The organism is Streptomyces aculeolatus, from assembly GCF_020400605.1.
In the GTDB taxonomy this organism is placed as follows: Bacteria; Actinomycetota; Actinomycetes; order Streptomycetales; family Streptomycetaceae; genus Streptomyces; species Streptomyces aculeolatus.
In genome coordinates this window covers 73,390-93,775 of record NZ_JAINRD010000026.1, presented here as the reverse complement: position 1 = coordinate 93,775, position 20,386 = coordinate 73,390, and the positions used below count along the sequence as shown (strand labels likewise).

The following is a 20,386-nucleotide window of genomic DNA, read 5'->3' as shown; positions in this document are numbered from 1 at the left end:
TGCGGCGGAAACTACGGTTTGCGGGTCACCCAGAGCAGCTCCGCCGGCCAGCGGTGCGCCCAGTCGGGCGGGTCCGTCTCGTTGTAGCCGTTGGGTGTTCCGGGCCCGGGCCGCGGTTCGACGAGGTCGTCGATGACGAGACCCGCGCCGCGCAGGACCCTGACCCAGTCGCCGTAGGTGAGCTGGTAGCTGGTCGCGCCGTCGTCCTCGGCGATGGCGTTCAGCCCGAAGTAGTCCTTCTGCAGCGTCGTGGTCACGCGGTCGGCGGCTTCGTCGTAGCACGCTTCGAACCACGGGCTGGCGACGTTGAACACCAGGCGGCCGCCTCGGCGCAGGACGCGTGCGGCCTGCGGCACGGCCAGGTGCGGGGGCGCCCAGCTGAGCCCGCCGAAGTCGCAGAACACCAGGTCGAAGCTGTCGGCGGCGAAGGGGAGCCGTTCGGCGGCGCCCTGCACCAGCGGGTAGCGGGCCGCGCCCATCGCACGGGCCGCTGCGGCGAGTTGGGCCTCGGACAGGTCGAGCCCGACCACGTCGGCGCCCTCGGCGGCGAGCGCCCTGGACCACTGGCCGGCGCCGCAGCCGAGTTCGAGGACGCGCTTGCCGGTGACGTCGCCCAGGGCGTGCAGTTGCGCGTCGGGGACGGAGTACATGCCCCACAGCCGGGGTGCGGCGCCGATCTGCGGGTCGTGCTCGTGCTGGTAGGCGCTGCTGATCCGGTTCCAGAGCCGCCGGTTGGCGGGGATGCTGTCCACGTGCCGACTCCAGCACTGCCTGCCGGGGGCGGTCAACACGGCAAGGGCACCGGCCGGCCCCCGCCCCGGTCCGGCGCGGCCCGGGCCCGGCTCACGATCCGCCGGACGAACCCTGGGCCGCCGCCGCGAGCGCGCCGATGCCGCGCTCGCGCATGTCGGCGCGGTTCATGAAGACCAGGGTGCGCAGGTTCTCGATGCCGCGGTAGCGGTCGTCGGACGAGTAGGATGCTGCGGTCGGCCTCGCTGTAGATCCTGGCTGCCTGCCGGATGTCCGCCCGGCCGACGCTCGACTGCCGCTCGATCTCCTCCCACGGCGTGGCCTCGCAGACGGCCCGGTACTCCTCGAAACCCGCCGTGTAGCGCTCGACGAACTCCCGGTCCAGCGCCCGCGGGTCGGCCGCCGAGCGCTCCAGCACCGCCTTGGCCATGCCGCGCAGCAGCGCCATGTCGCCGCCGATGCGCACCTGGAGGTTGAGGTCGCCGGTGCGGGTGGCCTTGAACAGGGCCATGTCCCGCAGCTCGTGCGGCACGATGGTGCGCGTCGCGGCGGCCTCGATCAGCGGGTTGACGTGCACGATCCGCGCCCCGCGGCGGTGCGCCGCGGCGAGCGGGGTGAGCATCCTGGGGGCGTTGGAGGCGGCGTTGACACCGAAGAGGAAGAGCGCGTCGGCGGCCTCCCAGTCCTTCAGGTCGACGGTCCCCTTGCCGGTGCCCAGCGACGCGGTCAGCGCCCGGCCGCTCGCCTCGTGGCACATGTTGGAGCAGTCCGGCAGGTTGTTGGTGCCCAGCTCGCGGGCCATGAGCTGGTAGAGGAAGGTGGCCTCGTTGCCGAGCCGGCCGGAGGTGTAGAACGCGGCGCCGCCCGGGTCGTCCAGCTCCCGCAGGGCGCGGCCGACGGTCTCGAACGCGTCGTTCCAGCCGACCGGCACGTAGCGGTCGGTGTCCGGGTCGTACGCCATGGGTTCCGTGAGCCGCCCCTGGTCCTCCAGGGAGTGGTCGGTCCACCCGGACAGCTCGGCCACCGAGTGCGCGGCGAAGAACTCCCGGCCCACCCGCTTGGGGGTCATCTCCCAGGTGACGTGCTTGATGCCGTTCTCGCAGATGTCGAGGTGCAGGCCCTTGAAGTCGTCGGGCCAGGCACACCCGGGGCAGTCGAACCCGCCGTCCTCGTGGTTCATCCGTTTGACGGCGCGTACGCCCCTCCACCAGCGAGCGCTGCTCCAGCAGCACCTCGGCGACGCTGCGCGCGGCGCCCCAGCCGGCCGCCGGGTGGCGGTACGGGCGGGATCGCGGCACCCCGCCGGGTACGGGGCCGACGGGGCCCTGCGGGGTCGGTTCCGCGTCGTCGTGGGCGCTCACGGGCTGTCGGTCCTCCGCGGTGCGGGCAGTCGATGCCGGGAAGGGGGTCTTGTGCAGGTTGGGACCCTTGGTCCCGGTTCGCTACGTGGTCCGGTGCCCGTGTCCCGGCGCGTACCGGCCGCCCACTGCCTGAACAGGCATTGCCGCAGGTGGCCGGATTGTGCCCTGAGGAAGCCGACCCGCTTCGCAAGAACGCTACTGACCCGTAGTCTTCTGTTCGGGCCCCGTTGTTCCCCCGGCAGCGGGGCCCATGACGTGCCCCGCCGCCGGCGCCGCCAGGCACGGCGGCGGGTGAACACCCCCGGCCTCAGCGCGGCTTGAGCGGCGCCGGCGGCAGTGGCGGCGCCTCCAGCCGGGGGCCGCCGTAGCCGTGCACCTCGCCGAAGCGGGTGCCGGTCATCCAGTCCTGACGGGCCCGGTCGATCTCGTCGTGGTGGCGGCCCACGAAGTTCCACCACATCACGATCCGCTCCGCGAACGGCTCCCCGCCCAGCAGCATCAGCGAGCTGTCCACGTCGGCGCGCAGCGGCAGCTCCGTACGGCCGCAGCCCAGGTACACCATGGAATCCGGCGCCAGCCGCAGCCCGTCGACCTCCGCCTCGCCGGACATCGTCAGCGCCGCGTACTCGAAGTCCGGCTCCACCGGCAGCCGCGCCCGGGTGCCCGCCGCCAGGGTGACGTCGGCGCCGACGATCGGCGTGTACGCCGTCCCCGGCGAGACCGCTCCGGCCAGCTCGCCGAGCACCACCGTCGCCGACAGGCCGCCACCGCCGGACACCTGCGGCAGCGCGGTGTGGTGCTCGAAGGCGGGGGCGGTGGCGCGGTGCGCGTCGGGGAGCGCGACCCACAACTGCGCGCCGTGGAGCAGCCGCGCATGGCCGCGCGGCGACTCCTCCGAGTGGGCGATGGCCCGCCCCGCCGTCATCAGCCCCAGCTCCCGCGGCCGTACCGTCCGCAGGCTGCCGAGACTGTCCCGGTGCAGGACCTCGCCCTCGTGCAGCCAGCTGACGGTCTGCAGCCCGGTGTGCGGGTGCGGCGGCACCTGCATCCCCGGCTGGTCGGCGATGTCGTCGGGGCCGTAGTGGTCGACGAAGCACCAGGCGCCGACCATCCGGCGGCCGAGGTTCGGCAGCAGCCGCCGTACGACCGTGCTCTCGCCCAGCGGCATGCGGCGCGCCTCAAGCACCTCGCGCACCGGCTCCGCCGTCACGTCCGCCCGCCCGCCGCACGCCGCGACGGGGGGCCTCATGTCGAGATTGCTCATGATCGCCACGCTACGCGCGGGCGGCCGGTGTCCGGGTGCGACCCGGCCGCCGTGCCGCCCGCGCCGTCGGCGCGGCCGGGCCGGCCCGGTGCCGTCAGGCCGGTGCCTCGACCAGCCGCCACAGGTGGTCGGCCGTGCCGTTGTCGTCGTACTGGACGACCTGCGCGCTGTTCGCCGTCGACATGCCGTCCACGCCGAGCACCTTGCCGCTGTGCTCGTTGCGGATGCGGAACCAGCCGTCCGCGTCGGGCACGATCCGCCACAGGTGGTCCGGCGCGCCGTCGTCCTCGTACTGCACGACGGGCGCGCTGTTCGCCGTCGAGCCGCCGTCGACGGCGAGGACCTTGCCGCTGTGGCCGTTGCGGATCACCAGCAGCCCGCCGTCCCGCTCCAGCAGCTGCCAGGAGTGGTCGGACGTGCCGGAGTTGTCGAACTGGTGGACCCTGCCGCCGTCTGCCAGCGACATCCGGTCCACCGCGAGCACCTTGCCGCTGTTCTTGTTCTGCACCCGGTGGTACGGCGGCTCCGGCGTCCACGGCGTGCCGTCCGGGTCCGCCGTCGGGAACGCCGTGATCCGCAGCCGGGCCGCGCCCATCGGGACCAGGGTCACCGTCTCCTGCTCCGCCGCACTGCGGGCCGGGCTCTGCTGCAGCGGCGCCACGACGCGCTGCCGGTCGGCGACCCACTCCGGCAGTCTGCGCGCCGGGGCGGTGATGCGCACCGGGGTGTGCTCGTGGGTGAACGGGTCGCCGGTCAGCGGGCCGTCGTCGCGGTGGAACTGCAGCCCGTCGGCGGCGTCGGGCGCCAGGGCGTAGTTCCACGGAGTGGTGGCGTGCACCGCGAAGTGCGGGAAGTCGTCGCTGCCGCCGATCCGCTCGTACGACTCGCCGATGCGCAGCGAGTACGTCAGCGGCCCCCGGTCGACGCTCACCGCGCCGCCGTTGGCCTCCCACACCCGCACGGACGTGCGCTGCGGCAGCCGCAGCACGACGGTGTCGCCGCTGCCCCAGCTCCGCTGCACCCGGGCGAAGCCGGGCCCGGGCGCCGCCGCCACCGGCTTCCCGTTGACCGTCACCTCGGGTGCGTCGCACCAGCCGGGCACGCGCAGCCGCAGCGTGAACGGCACCCGGCGCGCGGCGGTGACCCGCAGGGTCACGGTCTCGGTGAACGGGTAGTCGGTCTCCTCGGTGATCGTCACGTCGGTGCCGCCGACCCGCGTACGGACTTCGCACGGCGCGTACATCGCCGCCGCGAGGCCGCCGTCGGGTGTGCTCAGCCACAGCTCCTCGGTGAAGTACGGCCAGCCCATGCCGTAGTTGTGCGGGCAGCAGCGGTACTGGTCGACGCCCGGCTGGAACGACTGCATCGCGAAGCCGTTCTGGAACTGGCCGTCGTTCTTGCGCACGTCGTCCAGGTCGATCGAGTTGGCGCTCGTCGCGTAGTGCACGCCGCGGCCCGCCGGGTCGGTGGCGGCGGGCAGCAGGTTGAACGCCAGCTCTTCGCAGCGGTCGGCCCACAGCGCGTCGCCGGTGATCCGGGTCAGCAGCTCGTGGCTGGCCATGAACTCGACGATGCCGCAGGTCTCGAAGGCCTGCCGGGGGTCGCCGAAGCCGGGCCTGGCGTTCTCGTCCCCGGCGAAGCCGCCGCCGGGGAACTGCCCGTACTCCGCGAGGATCCGCTCGTAGCCGCGGTACGTCGCGCGGGTGAGACCGGCGTCGCCGGCGCGCAGCGCGTACTGCGCGGGCTCCCGGAAGCCCTGGGCGACGTTGACGTTGTGCAGGTCCGGGAAGTTGTCGACCCAGTTCCCGCCCCACTCGTGCATCTTGTCGGTCAGCTCCAGCAGGAAGTCCTCGCCGGTGCGGGCGTGCATCCAGTACGCGATGTCGATGCCGTCGCCCCACCGCTTGGACACCCAGCTGGAGTCGAACGCGCCCTTGCCCTGCGCGTTCATGAAGCGCAGGAACGGCAGCACGAACGGCACGATCCGCTCGTCGCCGGTGGACTCCTCGTGGCTGCGCAGCGCCTGGAGCAGCGGCAGGTACGGCCAGAAGTCGGGGCCGCCGTTCAGGGCCGTGCGCAGCCGGGCGGGCCCGAAGAAGCCGTCGGGCTGCCCGGTGGCCAGGATGGCGTCGATCCAGCGGCGGGCGGTCGCCTGCGCCTCGGCGTCGCCGGTGAGCGCGGCGAGCGAGACGTAGCCGCGCAGCCAGTACGTGACCTCCTCCCAGCCGGCGCGGTCGGGGTGGACCCAGCCGGAGGCGTCGAAGTCGAGGAAGTGGGAGATCCGGTCGTAGCGGCCGAAGAGCCCCCCGAGGAGCGTGCCGAGCTGCCCGGCGAGCCAGCCGCGCGGGGTGACGCTGCCGAGCGGCAGCTTGCCGAACGCGGCGGCGGCGTACGGGGTGCGCGGCGGCCGGCCGGCGGCGGGCCCGTACGCGTGGGCCGGGAGTGCGGTGGCGCCGAGGGCGAGCGCGGAGGCGCCGGCGGCGGAGGCGTGCAGGAAGTGGCGGCGGTTCAGCGGTGGAGGCATGTCGGGTCCCTGGGTGCCTGGAGTCCTTGGAGGAAGAGGGGAGGGTGCCTGGTGCCTGGTGCCGGGGGTGGTGCTCGGGCGCGGTGCCCGGCGGGTCCGCCGGGCGCGCGGGGCCGCCCCCGGCCCCGGCCGCGGCGGGTGCCGCGGCCGGGGCGTGCGGGGACGGGCGGTGCGTCAGGAGGCGTCGCAGGTGAGGGCGCCGTCCGCGGCTCCCTGGATGAGCGCCTCATGGGCGGCCCGGATGCGTTCCACATCCGGCTTGACGACCTCGCGGTCGTAGGTGAGCAGTCCGTTCAGCTCGCCCTCCACATCCGTGATCTGGGTGTAGACGGCGCCGCTGCTGCCGTTGCAGGCGGCGAACCGCTCGATTTCGGCCAGCTTGATCAGATACTCCTCGGTGTACGCCTCGCGGTCCACGCCCACGTAGGTGTGCCGCACCGGCCAGGCGTTGCCCGGGATGGCCAGCCCGAGGCCGCCGTACTCGCCGCTGACCAGGGCGCGGCTGCCGTCGGGCTGGGGCAGTTGCGCGCTCGGGTAGCCGTGCGCGTCGGAGATGTCGCCGTTGCCGCCGTCGACCGCGCCGCAGCAGTTGTGGCCGCTCATGTTGTTGACCAGCCGCGTCGGGTCCAGCTCCTTGGCGTAGTCGGCGATACGGGCCTGGTCGTACTGGCCCCAGCCCTCGTTGAACGTCACCCACATGACCACCGACGGGTGGCTGTCGTGCTGCTCGATCATCTCCTTGAGCTCGTGCTCGAACTGCGTGCGGGAGCTGTCCGAGGGCGTCTTGGTGTACATCGACGGCATGTCCTGCCACACCAGCAGGCCCAGCTTGTCGGCGTGGTAGAACCACCGGTCGGGCTCGACCTTGATGTGCTTGCGCACCGAGTTGAAGCCCATCTCCTTGTGCGCTTCGAGGTCGTACCTGAGTGCCTCGTCGGTCGGCGCGGTGTGGATGCCCTCGGGCCAGAAGCCCTGGTCGAGGGTGGCCATGGAGAACACCGGCTCGCCGTTGAGCACCATCCGCCGCTGCCCGTCGACCGTCTCGACGCCCACGGTGCGCATGCCGAAGTAGCCGGCCACCCCGTCGGCCGCCGGTCCGCGGCCGACGGTCACCTTCAGGTCGTACAGGAACGGGTCGTCAGGCGACCAGAGCCGGGGCTCGGGTACGGGCACGGTCAGCGCCTCGCCGGTCCGGCCGGTGGCGGTGCCGACCTCGCGGTCGCCGTCGTACGCGGTCGCGGTGACCGGTACCCCGGCGCGTACGCCCTCGACCTCGACCGCGGTCCGCTCGCCGGCCACGTCGGGGGTGATCTTCAGGTCCTCGGCGCGGTCGGTGGGCACCGGCTCCATCCACACGGACTGCCAGATGCCGGAGGAGGAGGTGTACCAGATGCCGCTGGGGGAGAGCCGCTGCTTGCCCATCGGCGGGTTCTCGCCGTCGGCGGAGTCGGTCGGGTCGTAGACCCCGACGATCAGCTCCTGCTTGCCGCCGCCGCGCAGGGCCTGGGTGACGTCGGCGCTGAACCGGTCGTAGCCGCCCTTGTGGGACGCGACCTGCTTGCCGTTGAGCCAGACGTCGGCCTTCCAGTCGACCGCGTCGAAGTTGAGCTGGAGCCGCTCGCCGCGCTGGCCGACGCGCCAGTCACGCGGCACGGTGAAGGTGCGCTTGTACCACATGCGCTCCTCGTGCCGCTGGACGCGGGACAGCTCGGACTCGACCGGGTACGGCACGACGATCTTCTCGTCCAGCGTGCGGCCGAACGGCGGGCTCTCGCCCTCCGTGGCTCCGGCGAACTGCCAGGTGCCGTTGAGGCTCTGCCAGTCCTCGCGGGTGAGCTGCGGGCGCGGGTACTCGGGGAGCGGGGCGTCGGGGTCGACGTCGTCGGCCCACTTCGTACGCAGCTGGTACTCCGAGTCGTTGGCGCCCGAGGTCCAGAACTCGCCGACGTCGGCGCCGTCCGCGCCGGTCAGACCGCCCTCGCCGTCGTAGCGCACGTCGGCGGAGCCGCCCTGGCCGACGACGGGCTCGTCGAGCGGGACGATCAGCCGATTCGGGTCGTCGGCGTCGAGCTTCGCGGCGGAGCGCGGCCAGTCGGCGCCGCCGATGACGGTCTCCAGGTGTTCGTCGAACGCCGCCGGGGGAGCGGCGAGCGGTTGGGCGAAGTCCATGGTCAGCGTGCGGCCGTCGGGCTGCACCCTGACCTCGGTCGGCCCGGAGTAGTCGAAGTCCTCGGGGAGCGAGAACGCGGACTGGGGCACGGGCTTCTTCTCGGCGCCCGGCTCGCTCCAGCGCAGGTGGAAGTTGGAGCCGCCGTGGTGCTCGAAGTACTCCACCTTGATGTCGTACGTGCGGCCCGCCTCCAGGGTCACGGGCTGCGAGGTCTGCTCGTTGTCCCAGTCGTCGACCCAGTGGTCGATGACGATCTCGCCGTCCACCCAGAGGCGGAAGCCGTTGTCCGCGCTGACGTGGAAGGTGTGCGCGCCGGAGGTCTCGGGGGTGATCCCGCCGGTCCAGCGGACGCTGACGTTGTCGGCCTGGCCGGCGCGGGCGGCAAGCCGCGGCTCCAGGTCGTTGAAGTCCAGCGACGGGTCGAAGGCGGTGGCCTTCAGCTGGTCGAAGTCGAAGGCGCCGGGGGCGCTGTGGGTGTAGTACTCGCCCTTGAGGCCGTTGACGTCCGCGGCCGCACGGGAGCCGGCGGCCTCGGCGGCGGCCGGGCGGTCGGCGCCCGCGGCCGGGAAGCCCGGACCTGCGGGCACCAGGGTCAGGGCGAGTGCCGCGAGAATGGGCGTCGGCCAGCGGAGTAGTCGCCGTCGTACGCGTCTGAGGGAGGGGTGCACGGGTACCTCCGGAAGTCGGAGAATGCGGGTGCTGGGTCTGCCCTTTGCCCCCGGGCGTCTTGTATAACGTTGGAAACAAGGGCAGTTGGCATGACAGCACGCCTCCTGCGTTGTGTCCAGTGCATGACCAAACGGCGTAGGAGGAACGCGGTGAGAGTCAGCCTGAAGGATGTGGCCGAGCGGGCGGGCGTGTCGGTGAAGACCGTCTCGAACGTGGTCAACAACTATCCGCACGTCACGCCGGCGATGCGGGCGCGGGTCCAGCAGGCCATCGACGAGCTCGGCTACCGCCCCAACCTCACCGCCCGCCACCTGCGCAAAGGCCGTACGGGCATCATCGCGCTCGCCGTGCCCGAGCTGGGCAACCCGTACTTCGCCGAGCTGGCGGGCCACGTCATCGACGAGGCCGCGCGGCACGACTTCACCGTCCTGCTCGACCACACCCAGGGCCGGCGGGAGCTGGAGCTGCTGGTCACCCAGGGCTTCCGGGCGCGGGTGATGGACGGGCTGATCCTCAGCCCGCTGGAGCTGGAGACCGACGACCTGCGCGGCCGGGGCGAGGAGAGCCCGCTCGTGCTGCTCGGTGAGCGCCGCTACGACCTGCCGTACGACCACATCGCCATCGACAACATCGCCGCCGCGCGGCAGGCGGTCGGCCATCTGCTGGACCTCGGCCGGCGCCGCATCGCCTTCCTCGGCGCCCGCGAGGACCGCGCCCACCAACCCGCCCACCTGCGACTTCTCGGCTGGCGGGCGGAGTTGGCGGACCGCGGCGTGCCCGTCGACGAGGCGCTGGTGGCGTACAACGAGGGCTGGGAGCGGGCGGACGGCGCGGCGGCCATGGCGGGCCTGCTGGACTCCGGCCAGCGGCCGGACGCGGTCTTCGCGTACAACGACCTGATCGCCGTCGGCGCGATGCGGGTGCTGTCCGAGCGCGGGCTGCGGGTGCCGGAGGACGTGGCGGTCGTCGGCTTCGACGACATCACCGAGAGCCGCTACGGGGCCGTCACGCTGACCACCATCGCGCCGGACAAGCGGGCCATCGCCAGGCTCGCGGTGGAGTCGGTGGTCAAGCGCCTGGACGCCGCCCACGGGGACGGCAGCGTGCCCGAGTCGCAGGAGATGTATCCCGCGTTCGCGCTGGTGGAGCGGGAGAGCACGCGCGGTCGCGCGACCGGCTGACCCGCCGCCGAGCACCCGCCGAGCACCCGCCAGGACCGGCCTTCCGGCGGGTGCTCCGGCCTGCCCGGCACCGCCGTGACGGATCGTCAACTCCCGTACGGGGCAAGGGCCGTGGCGATCTTCGCCGGACAAATCCGTGCTGCGGGAGGTGTTTACAGCGCCCTTCCAACGATGTAAAACATCCCCTGAATTCCTCGGGTCCCGCGCGGCCCGGCCCTCGTACTCCACCGCCCGAATTGGGGTATCACCATGAAGCCGCACGCCCGCACCGCCGCCAGAACACTCCTCGCCGTCGCGCTCAGCGCGAGCCTCGCGCTCGCGGCCGGCTGCGCCAAGTCCGAGGACGACGACGAGGGGAGCACCGGCGCCGCGGCCGGCTCCGAGGAGGCCAAGGGCAGCGAGCAGAAGGTCTCCGGGGGCTCGGGCCCGACCTGCGTGATCGGCGACTACGGCGCCGAGGAGATCGACCTCGCCGGCGCCACCGTCGGCTTCTCGCAGTCCGAGAAGGAAGCCAACCCGTTCCGTATCGCCGAGACCGCCTCCATCAAGGCCGAGGCCGAGGAGCGCGGCGTCGAACTGCTCGCCGCCAACGCCCAGTCGCAGTTCTCCAAGCAGATCAGCGACGTCCAGGACCTCATCGCCAAGGGCGCCGACCTGCTGGTCATCGCCCCGCTGAACTCCGACGGCTGGGACCCGGTGCTGAAGTCCGCGGCGGACAAGAAGATCCCGATCGTCACCATCGACCGGAAGATCAACGCCGAGCCCTGCAAGGACTACGTGAGCTTCATCGGCTCCGACTTCACCGAGCAGGGCAAGCGGGCCGCCGACAAGATGATCGAGGCCACCGGCGGCAAGGGCGAGATCGCCATCCTGCTGGGCACGCCCGGCAACAACGTCACGACCGAGCGCACCAAGGGCTTCAAGGACCGCATCGCCGAGAAGGCGCCGGACCTGAAGGTGGTCTTCGAGCAGACCGGCGAGTTCGCCCGCGAGAAGGGCCAGCAGGTCACCGAGCAGCTCATCCAGTCCAACCCGGAGATCACCGGGATCTACGCCGAGAACGACGAGATGGGCCTCGGCGCCGTCAACGCGCTCAAGGGCGCGGGCAAGGAGCCCGGCGCGGTCAAGATCGTCACCATCGACGGCACCCGCAACGCCGTGCAGGGCATCGTCGACGGCTGGATCGACGCCGTCATCGAGTCCAACCCGCGCTTCGGCCCGCTGGCCTTCGAGACCCTCGACGCCTTCACCAAGGGCGAGGAGGTCGGCCAGGACATCGTGATCGAGGACAGCGAGTACACCGCCGACAACGCCGAGGCCGACCTCGGCAAGGCGTTCTGACGCCGATGGCCGCAGCGAACGAGCCGCCCGAGCGGCACGGACCGGACGGGCCCGGCGGGCCCGCCCGGCCCGCCGGCCCGCCCCCGGCGGACGCCCGGGACGTACGCGACGGCGGGCCCGGTGACGCGGTACCGGGCGCCCGGGACCGCGAGGCCGACGACGGCGTCCGGATCGGCAAGGACGTCCGGATCGGCAAGGACGGCCGGGCCGGCGAGGACGGCCGGGACGGCGCGGAGCAGCGCCCCGCCGTCCTGTCCGTACGCGGCCTGACCAAGCGCTTCCCCGGCGTCCTCGCCCTCGACGGCGTCGACTTCACCGCCCGCGCCGGCGAGGTGCACGCCCTCGTCGGCGAGAACGGCGCCGGGAAGTCCACCCTCATCAAGGTCCTCACCGGCGTCTACCGGCCCGACGAGGGGGAGCTGTCCTACCGCGGCGAGCCGGCGTCCTTCGCGACCCCGCTCGCCGCCCAGCAGGCCGGCATCTCGACCATCTACCAAGAGGTCAACCTCATCCCCCTGATGAGCGTGGCCCGCAACCTCCTCCTCGGCCGCGAGCCGCGCCGCCGCGGCGGCCTCATCGACTTCGGCCGCATGCACCGCGAGTCCGAGCGGATGCTCCTCGACTACGGCGTGCGCGTCGACGTCCGCCGCCCGCTCGCCGAACTCGGCGTCGGCGCCCAGCAGATGGTCGCCCTGGCGCGCGCCGTCTCCGCGGCCGGCCGCACCGACGTCGTCGTCATGGACGAGCCCACCTCCTCCCTCGAACCCCGCGAGGTCGAGACGCTCTTCGGCGTCATCGGCCGGCTGCGCGCCGACGGCGTCGCCGTCGTCTACGTCAGCCACCGCCTCGACGAGCTGTACGCCGTCTGCGACGCCGTCACCGTGCTCCGCGACGGCCGCCTCGTGCACACCGGCCCGCTCGCCGGGCTCGACCGGCTCCGGCTGGTCTCCCTCATGCTCGGCCGGGAGATGGGCGAGGTGCGCGCCGAGGGCCTGACGAAGTTCACGGGAGACCACGGCACCGGAGAGGAGCCGGTGCTGCGCGCCGAGGGCCTCACGCGCCGGCACGAGTTGCACGACGTCTCGCTGGAGGTCCGCCCCGGCGAGGTCGTCGGCCTCGGCGGGCTCCTGGGCTCGGGGCGCACCGAGACCGCCAAGGCCATCGCCGGCGCCCTCCCGCTCGGCGCCGGCCGCGTCACGGTCGCGGGCGCGCCCGTACGCACCGGATCCACGCCCGCCGCGATCCGCGCCGGCATCAGCCTGCTGCCGGAGGACCGCAAGTCGGAGGGCATCGTGCCCGGCCTGTCGGTCCGCGAGAACATCGCGCTGGCCGCGCTGCCGCGCATGTCCCGCTACGGGCTGGTCTCCGAGGCCCGTATCGACGCCGTCGTCGAGACGTTCGTCAGCAGGCTGCGCATCAAGGCCGCGAGCCCGCACCAGAAGGTCGGCGAGCTGTCCGGCGGCAACCAGCAGAAGGTGCTGCTGGCCCGCTGGCTCGCCATGCAGCCCAAGGTGCTGCTGCTGGACGAGCCGACGCGCGGCATCGACGTCGGCGCCAAGGCCGAGGTGCAGAAGCTCGTCGACGAACTCGCCGAGGACGGCCTCGGCGTGCTGCTGATCTCCTCCGACGTGGAGGAGCTGATCGAGGGGTCCGACCGCGTGGTGGTGCTCAGGGACGGCGCCGTCGTCGGCGAGCTGACCGGCGACGACGTCACCGAGGACAGACTCATGGAGGCCATCGCGGCCGCCGCGGAACCGGGCACGGCCCCGGCCCCGGCGCCCGGCGCGGCCGGTGCAAAGGCGGCCGGCCATGGCTGACCTCACGCTGCGCCGCGCGCTGCCCGCCGACCGCGAGCGGGTGCTGCGCTGGCTCCAGGAGTACGGCGTCTACCTCGGCGTCGCCCTCCTGCTGCTCGTCAACATCGCCTTCACCCCCCACTTCCTGTCCGCCGAGAACTTCCGCACCCAGGCCGTCCAGGTCGCCCCCGTCGTCATCGTCGCGCTCGGCATGGCGCTGGCCATCGGCAGCGAGGGGGTCGACCTGTCGGTCGGCTCCGTGATGGCCCTGTCCACGTCGCTCGTCGCGCTGTACATGGGGTACGGGCCGTGGATCGCGCTGATCGTGGCGGTCGTCGGCGGCGCGGCGGTCGGGCTGGTGAACGGCTCGCTCATCGCGTTCATCGGGGTCCAGCCCATCGTCGCCACCCTCGCGCTGATGGTCGGCGCCCGGGGCCTGGCGCTGGTGCTGCTGCCGCAGCTGGAGGACATCCGCGACCCGGGCATGGCCACCCTCGGCTCCGGCGAGTTCGCCGGCGTGCCGTACGTGGTGCTGATCGCGGCGGCGCTCGCGCTCGTCGTCGCCTTCGTCGTCCGCCGCACCACCTTCGGCCGCCAACTGCTCGCCATCGGCGACAGCCGCCCCGCGGCGAAGCTCGCGGGGCTGCCGGTGCGGCGGGTGCTGATCGTGGTGTACGTCGTCTGCGGCGTACTCGCCGCGGTCGCCGGCTTCCTGGCCACCGCCCGGCTGTCCGCCAGCGACCCCACCTCGCTGGGCAACCTGATGGAGCTGTCCGCCATCACCGCCGTCGTCGTCGGCGGCACGCCGCTGACCGGCGGCCGGGTCCGCATCGGCGGCACGGTGGCCGGCGCGGTGCTGATCCAGCTGCTGACGGCCACGCTGATCAAGCACGACCTGGAGCCGTCGTGGACGCAGATCGCCCAGGCCGTGGTGATCATCCTCGCGGTCTACGCCGCGCGGGAGAGGGGGAAGCGGTGATGCTTCTGCGGGACGGGACCCGTGCGCGCAGGCGGACTGGCGCGGTGGTCGCGCACGGCGGGCGGACGGCGGCAGGCCGCTGCGGCGAGCAGACGGCGCGGGAGAGGGGGAAGCGGTGACCGTCGTGAAAGACGAGACTCCCGCCGACCGGCTCGCGGCGTACGACGCGGCCGAACCGGCCGGCTCCGGGCGCGGCGAGCGGCTGAGCGCGCTCGCGCAGCAGCACGGCGCGCTGGTCGCGCTGGTCGCCATCGCCGCCGTCGCCTCGCTGTCCTTCGACTCCTTCGCCACCACCGGCAACATCGAGAACATGGCGGTCTCCTCCGCCTTCCTCGCCATCGTCGCCCTCGGCATGACCTTCGTCATCGTCACCGGCGGCATCGACCTGTCCGTCGGCTCGGTGTTCGTCCTCGGCGGCGTGCTCGCCGCCTGGGGCTCGCGGCACGGCACGGTGGTGGCACTGCTCCTGCCGCTCGCCGTCTGCGGACTCATCGGACTGGTCAACGGCCTGCTCATCGCCCGGCTGCGGCTCGCGCCGTTCATCGTCACGCTCGCCGCCATGCTCGGCGCCCGCGGCGTGATGCTGTCGGTCACCGACGAGGGCGCCGACACCTACCTCGTCGCCGAGGGCTCGCTCTTCGCCGACCTCGGCCAGGGCAAGCTGCTCGGCATCGGCGTCCCGGTGTGGATCACCGCCGCGCTCTTCGTCGCCGGCGGCATCCTGCTGCGCCGCACCCGCTTCGGCCAGCACGTCTACGCCGTCGGCGGCAACGAGGACGCCGCGGCGCTGATGGGCGCGCCCGTGGCCCGTACCAAGACCCTGGTCTACACCCTCAACGGGCTGCTCGCCGGCTTCGCCGGCGCGCTGAACGCCGCCTGGCTCGACTCCGGCGTGACCATCCTCGGCTACGGCATGGAGTTGGAGGCGATCGCCGCCGTCGTCATCGGCGGCACGCTGCTCTCCGGCGGCATGGGCTTCGTCGGCGGCTCGCTGGTCGGCGTGCTGCTGCTGAAGGTCATCCAGAACGTCATCAACCAGATCGGCTCGCTCGACTCCGCCTACCAGCAGGTCGTCAGCGGCGGCTTCCTGGTGGTCGTCGTCATCGCGCAGACCTGGCTCGCCCGGCGCCGCCGGGTGCCCTGACCGGCCGCCGGGCGACCGGGCGGGTTGGCCCGGCGGCCGTACGGCGGCCGGTCGCGGTGCGAAGCCGCGGCCGGCCGCCGACATCGGTCTGGACCAGTGCCGCCGCGCAGTTGGGCGGCAGCCGGGCTGACGTGCAACTTTCGTGCCCCTGGGAGGGATTGACGGGTACACGGCCGAGTCGGTACCCCTGATACGCACCGCACGCGCACGTCCTCGTCCCGACCCCCTGAGGAGTCCCGTTGCCTCCCACCCCAGCCACCCGCCCGCGGGTGAACCTGCGAAGACGACCCTGGGCGACGGCCGCCGTCGCCGCCGGCCTGCTCCTGCCGCTGACCTCGGCGTCCCTCCCGGCCGCCGCCGACGGCGGCGGGGACGCGGCGGCGCCCGCGACCCGGCAGGCGGCGTACGCCGCCGCGGCCGGCGAGTACGGCGTGCCGGAGAGCGTGCTGCTCGGCGTGTCGTACCTGGAGTCCCGCTGGGACACCCACGCCGGTGAGCCGAGCACCGACGCCGGCTACGGCCCCATGCACCTGACCGACGCGCCCACCGTGCTCGCCGAGGACCACCACGGCGGCACCGCGGAGGACCCCCGCGGCGACACCGAAAGGCCCGTCGGCGACGAGGAGTTCGGCCCGGCCCTCACCACGCTGTACCGGGCCGCCGAGCTGACCGGCACCGACGCGGCGACGCTGCGCGCGAAGCCCGCCGAGAACATCGCCGGCGGCGCCGCGCTGCTGGCCGCGTACCAGGAGGACCTGGGCGCGCCGGCCTCCGCGGACCCCGCCGACTGGTACGGCGCGGTCGCGAAGTACGCGGGCGCCGCGTACGAGCAGGACGCGGCGACGTTCGCCGACGAGGTGTACGCGACCATCCGCGACGGCGCCGCCCGCACCACCGACGACGGCCAGGCCGTCCGGCTCGCCGGCGACCCGTCCGTGGCCCCGCAGCAGCGGTGGCTCGGCGAACTCGGCCTGCCCCGGCTGGCGGCCGAGGACGTGGAGTGCCCGAAGGGGCTCGGCTGCGAGTGGATCCCGGCGACGTACCGGCAGACGAACCCGGACGACCCCGGGGCGTACGTCAACCACGACAAGGCGAACCGGCCGCGCGACCAGAAGATCGAATACATCGTCATCCACGACACCGAGGGCCGCTACCCCGGTGTCATCAACATGGTCCAGGACCCGACCCGCGCCGCCAGCTGGCAGTACACGCTGCGCAGTTCCGACGGCCACATCGCCCAGCACGTCAAGCACAAGGACGTCGCCTGGCAGGCCGGCAACTGGAACATCAACGCCAAGTCCATCGGCCTGGAGCACGAGGGCTTCGCCAAGGACCAGGGCACCTGGTACACCGAGGCGATGATGCGCAGCTCGGCGACGCTGGTGCGCTACCTGGCGGCCAAGTACGACATCCCGCTGGACCGCACGCACGTCATCGGCCACGACAACGTGCCCGGCACGACCACGCCGAACATCCCCGGCATGCACTGGGACCCGGGCCCGTACTGGGACTGGGAGCGCTACTTCGAGCTGCTGGAGGCGCCGCTGCGCAGCCCGGGCGGGATCTCGAAGTCGATGGTGCTGATCAAGCCGGACTTCGAGGACAACAAGCCGCAGTTCACCGGCTGCAGCTACGAGCCGGGCTCCGACCCCGGGGAGCCGTGCCCGCTGTCGCCGTCGTCGTCGGTGATCCTGCACTCGCAGCCCGACGCGGACTCCCCGTTGCTCTCCGACATCGGCCTGCACCCCGACGGCCGGGCGTCCGACATGCACGTCTCGGACATCGGCAGCCGGGCCTCGGCCGGGCAGCGGTACGCGGTCGCCGAGCGCAGGGGCGACTGGGTGGCGGTCTGGTACCACGGGCTGAAGGGCTGGTTCCGCAACCCCGCGGGCGCGCCGGTCGCCGAGTTCACCGGCGGGAAGATCGTCACGCCCAAGGCGGGCATGGAGTCGGTGCCGGTCTACGGCCGGGCCTACCCCGAGGAGGCGGCGTACCCGCCGGAGATCCCGTACCAGCCGATCTCGGCGCACCCGTACGAGTTCAAGGCCGGCCAGGCGTACTCCTACGGCGGCACGGTCCCCGGCGAGTACTACCGCGCGGTGACCTTCGACGGCTCCGCACCGGGTGACCGCACGGTGGTCCGGGGCAAGACGAAGTACCACATCATCCAGATCGGGCACCGCATCGGCTTCGTCAAGGCCGATGACGTGAACGTGCGCCGGGTCCTCTGACCCGTCCCGCACCGCGGCGCCGCCGGTCCCATGCCCGGCGGCGCCGCTTGCGTGCGCGGGCGTGCCCGCGCGGAGCGCGTCCGCGCGCGTCAGTCGCAGTCCATGCGGTCGCCGGGGGCGACCCGGCCCGTCCAGTCGAAGCCGCCGCGCGGGCCGCGCCCGTCGTCGGCGGGCGCGAGCCTGCGGTCCGCGGCCAGCCGCCGGAACATGGTGCGCGCCCGCGCCTCGTTCCACTTCACCGCCGAGCCCCACTCGCCCGCGGGGTGGCTGATGCTCGCCAGCGGCACGGTCGCGAACTCCACGTCCGCGAGCCGCAGCCGGCGCGCCTGCCAGGCCAGCGCCAGCATGTCCGCCACACCCGTCCGCGGTCCCGGGCGCAGCCCGCGGGCGACCTCGCCGACGAGCGCGTGCAGCTTCCGCGGGTCCTCCAGCGTGCCCGCGGCCAGCTGCCGCCCGGTGATCCCGGCGACCAGCCGCTGCTGGCGGCGTACCCGGTCGATGTCGCCGTGGCCGCTGTGCCGGGTGCGGACGTACTGCAGGGCCCGGCCGCCGTCCAGGTGGTGCTTCCCGGGCGCCAGGTCGATGCCGGAGTTCTCGTCGCGCATCGGCTCCTTCGTGCACACCGGTGCGCCGCCCAGTGCGTCGACCGCCTGGACGAACCCCTTGAAGCGCGCCTGCAGATAGTGGTCGACCTCCAGCCCGGTGGCGCGCTCCACCGTGCGCATCAGCAGGTCGGGGCCACCGTGCTGGAGGGCGGCGTTGATCTTTCCGGAGTGCGCGGCGGGTCCTTCGCCGTCGTCGTGCGGGGCGAACGGCACGTAGGAGTCGCGGGGGAGGCTGACGACGCTCGCGCGCCGCCCGTCGGCGGACAGGTGCACGACCATGACCACGTCCGCGCAGCGGCAGGCCTCACCGCCCGCGTGCCACCGGTCCTTCTCCTCCCGGGTCAGCCCGGCGCGCGAGTCGCTGCCGACGACGAGCACGTTGGTGCCCGCGGGGCTCGGCGGCGGCGCGGCGGCGAGTGCCCAGCCGTAGCCGGAGCCGGCGAGTACGGCCAGGCAGGCGCCGGCGGCGAGGGTGCGGGACAGCGGGGGGAGCGCCATGGGGTTCCTTCCCGGTGGGGTGCGGGACACCGGATGCTACGGGCCGAAATGCCCCGTAATATCCGTAAAGGCAGCCGTGTCCCACCCCGGGCCACCCGGTCGACGCAAGGAACGGGGCGGCGCGCCCGCCGCTGACCTCGGCGGACGGTGCGCCCGCCGGGTGCCCGCGAAGTGGACTCCTCATTGCGCCGCACACCGATCATGGGTTCTAATTGCGAACGGTTCGCAATAACAGTCGGCCTTCAACAGGGGAGTGGGCATGTCAGTCCGCGGCATACGCGCAGCGGTCTCGGTCACGGCGGCAGCGGCGGTGCTCGCGGGAGCCGCCGCCTGCTCGAACCCGGACGCCGACGACGACTCCGGCGGCTCCGGCGGCGACGGCGCCACCGCCGTCATCGGCGTCTCCACCGAACCCGACACCCTCAGCCCGCTCCTCGGCTACGGCAAGGACGGCAACTCCAAGCTCTTCGACGGCCTCCTCGCCCGCACCGCCGACATGGAGCTGCGCCCCGCCCTCGCCCGCGCGCTGCCCGAGATCACCGACGACGGCACCACCTACACGTACAAGCTGCGCGACGGCGTGACGTTCAGCGACGGCGAGCCCTTCACCGCCGCCGACGTGGTCTTCACCTACGAGACCATCCTCGACCCCGGCACCAACAACCCCTCCAAGGGCGACCTGGAGGCCGTCGACAGCGTCGAGGCCGAGGGCGACGACACCGTCGTCTTCCGGCTGAAGTACCCCTACGCCGCCTTCGCCGAGCGCACCGTGCTGCCCATCGCGCCGGAGCACGCCGCCGGCAAGGGCGACGTCAACACCGGCCCGTTCAACACCGAGCCGATCGGCACCGGCCCGTACGTCCTGGACAACTGGCGCAAGGGCGAGAAGCTCACCTTCTCCGCCAACCCCGGCTACTGGGGCGGCAAGCCGAAGGTCGCGAAGCTGACGATGGCGGTCATCGCCGACGACGACATCCGCGCCACCCGGCTGCGCTCCGGCGACCTCGACGGCGCCATCCTGCCGCCGAACCTCGCCAAGACCTTCGCCGAGGACGACGACAAGCAGACCGTCGCCGCCACCACCTTCGACCACCGCGCGGTCACCCTGCCCACGGACAACCCCGTCACCGGCGACCTCGCCATCCGCCGGGCGCTGGACGTGGCCGTCGACCGCGACGCCATGGTCGACAAGCTGCTGGAGGGCCGCGGCAAGGCCGCCTACGGGCCCGTGCCCACCGACAGCGAGTGGTTCGCCCAGGGCACCGAGCGCCCCTACGACACCGCGAGGGCCGAGAAGATCCTCGACGACGCCGGCTGGCGCGCGGGCGACGGCGGCATCCGCGAGAAGGACGGGCAGCGCGCCTCGTTCACCCTCTACTACCCCTCCGGCGACAAGCTCCGCCAGGAGCACGCCCTCGCCTTCGCCGGCGACGCCAAGAAGGTCGGCATCGAGGCCAAGGTGGAGAGCGGCACCTGGGAGGTCATCGAGCCGCGGATGGGCGAGGACGCCGTGCTCGCCGGCGGCGGCAGCCCAGCCGACCCCGACTTCGACCTCTACCCGATGCTCAACTCCGAGCTGGCCGGGCAGGGCTTCAACAACATGGCCTCGTACGAGAACCCGGACGTCGACACCGCCCTCGCCGAGGGCCGGGAGTCCGGCGACAAGGCCGAGCGCAAGCGGGCGTACGACAAGGTGCAGCAGGAACTCACGGAGAACCCGGGCTACATCTTCCTCACCCACATCGACCACATCTACGTCGTCGCCGACACCTGGCGCGGCCTGACCACCCAGGTCGAGCCGCACGAGCACGGCTTCGGCAGCGGGCCCTGGTGGAACGTCGAGAGCTGGCAGCCCGCGCCGTGACCGGGCTGC

At 73.0% G+C, this 20,386-nt stretch carries 12 protein-coding genes and 1 pseudogene; 7 read left to right on the top strand and 6 right to left on the bottom strand.

Features of this window, described 5'->3' with window-relative positions:
• Positions 1-11 precede the first annotated feature (11 nt).
• The 5 genes and pseudogenes from LG396_RS32585 to LG396_RS32565 all read right to left on the bottom strand — a co-directional run bounded on the left by LG396_RS32585 (position 12) and on the right by LG396_RS32565 (position 8,656).
• Positions 12-752: a class I SAM-dependent methyltransferase gene (locus tag LG396_RS32585; RefSeq protein ID WP_225797516.1), complete on the bottom strand. Its 741-nt coding sequence runs from the start codon at positions 750-752 to the stop codon at positions 12-14.
• A gap of 221 nt (positions 753-973) precedes the next feature.
• Positions 974-2,111, bottom strand: a pseudogene (locus LG396_RS32580) (molybdopterin-dependent oxidoreductase); the annotation flags it as partial.
• A 307-nt stretch (positions 2,112-2,418) separates the two neighbouring features.
• A complete protein-coding gene (locus tag LG396_RS32575; protein WP_225797515.1) occupies positions 2,419-3,375 on the bottom strand; it encodes a pirin family protein in 957 nt (318 codons plus the stop codon).
• A 94-nt stretch (positions 3,376-3,469) separates the two neighbouring features.
• Positions 3,470-5,899 carry an RICIN domain-containing protein gene (locus LG396_RS32570; RefSeq protein WP_225797514.1) on the bottom strand — a complete coding sequence of 810 codons (2,430 nt, stop codon included), beginning with the start codon at positions 5,897-5,899 and terminating at the stop codon, positions 3,470-3,472.
• A 174-nt stretch (positions 5,900-6,073) separates the two neighbouring features.
• Positions 6,074-8,656 carry a PA14 domain-containing protein gene (locus LG396_RS32565; protein ID WP_225797513.1) on the bottom strand — a complete coding sequence of 861 codons (2,583 nt, stop codon included), beginning with the start codon at positions 8,654-8,656 and terminating at the stop codon, positions 6,074-6,076.
• A 231-nt stretch (positions 8,657-8,887) separates the two neighbouring features.
• Between LG396_RS32565 and LG396_RS32560 the strand changes: the two genes are divergently transcribed.
• The 6 genes from LG396_RS32560 to LG396_RS32535 all read left to right on the top strand — a co-directional run bounded on the left by LG396_RS32560 (position 8,888) and on the right by LG396_RS32535 (position 17,410).
• Positions 8,888-9,919 carry a LacI family DNA-binding transcriptional regulator gene (locus LG396_RS32560; protein WP_225797512.1) on the top strand — a complete coding sequence of 344 codons (1,032 nt, stop codon included), beginning with the start codon at positions 8,888-8,890 and terminating at the stop codon, positions 9,917-9,919.
• 249 nt (positions 9,920-10,168) lie between these two features.
• Positions 10,169-11,260, top strand: coding sequence for an ABC transporter substrate-binding protein (locus tag LG396_RS32555; protein WP_018836188.1), 1,092 nt, complete (start codon positions 10,169-10,171; stop codon positions 11,258-11,260).
• A gap of 5 nt (positions 11,261-11,265) precedes the next feature.
• Entirely contained in the window at positions 11,266-13,077 is a 1,812-nt protein-coding gene (locus tag LG396_RS32550) for a sugar ABC transporter ATP-binding protein (RefSeq protein ID WP_225797511.1), read from the top strand.
• Positions 13,070-14,035 (top strand): ABC transporter permease, encoded by a 966-nt coding sequence (locus tag LG396_RS32545; RefSeq protein WP_018836190.1) that lies wholly within the window; start codon positions 13,070-13,072, stop codon positions 14,033-14,035. Before LG396_RS32550 ends, LG396_RS32545 begins: the two co-directional genes overlap by 8 nt.
• Positions 14,036-14,150: 115 nt before the next feature.
• Positions 14,151-15,179, top strand: a complete 1,029-nt coding sequence (locus LG396_RS32540) for an ABC transporter permease (protein WP_225797510.1) — start codon at positions 14,151-14,153, stop codon at positions 15,177-15,179.
• Between the two features lie 239 nt (positions 15,180-15,418).
• Positions 15,419-17,410 carry an N-acetylmuramoyl-L-alanine amidase gene (locus LG396_RS32535; protein WP_225797509.1) on the top strand — a complete coding sequence of 664 codons (1,992 nt, stop codon included), beginning with the start codon at positions 15,419-15,421 and terminating at the stop codon, positions 17,408-17,410.
• An 89-nt stretch (positions 17,411-17,499) separates the two neighbouring features.
• Here the strand turns inward: LG396_RS32535 and LG396_RS32530 are convergent, their stop codons facing one another.
• Complete coding sequence (locus LG396_RS32530) at positions 17,500-18,513, bottom strand: LCP family protein (protein ID WP_225797508.1); 1,014 nt, start codon at positions 18,511-18,513, stop codon at positions 17,500-17,502.
• Between the two features lie 259 nt (positions 18,514-18,772).
• Between LG396_RS32530 and LG396_RS32525 the strand changes: the two genes are divergently transcribed.
• Entirely contained in the window at positions 18,773-20,377 is a 1,605-nt protein-coding gene (locus LG396_RS32525) for an ABC transporter substrate-binding protein (RefSeq protein WP_225797507.1), read from the top strand.
• The last annotated feature ends 9 nt before the right edge of the window (positions 20,378-20,386 follow it).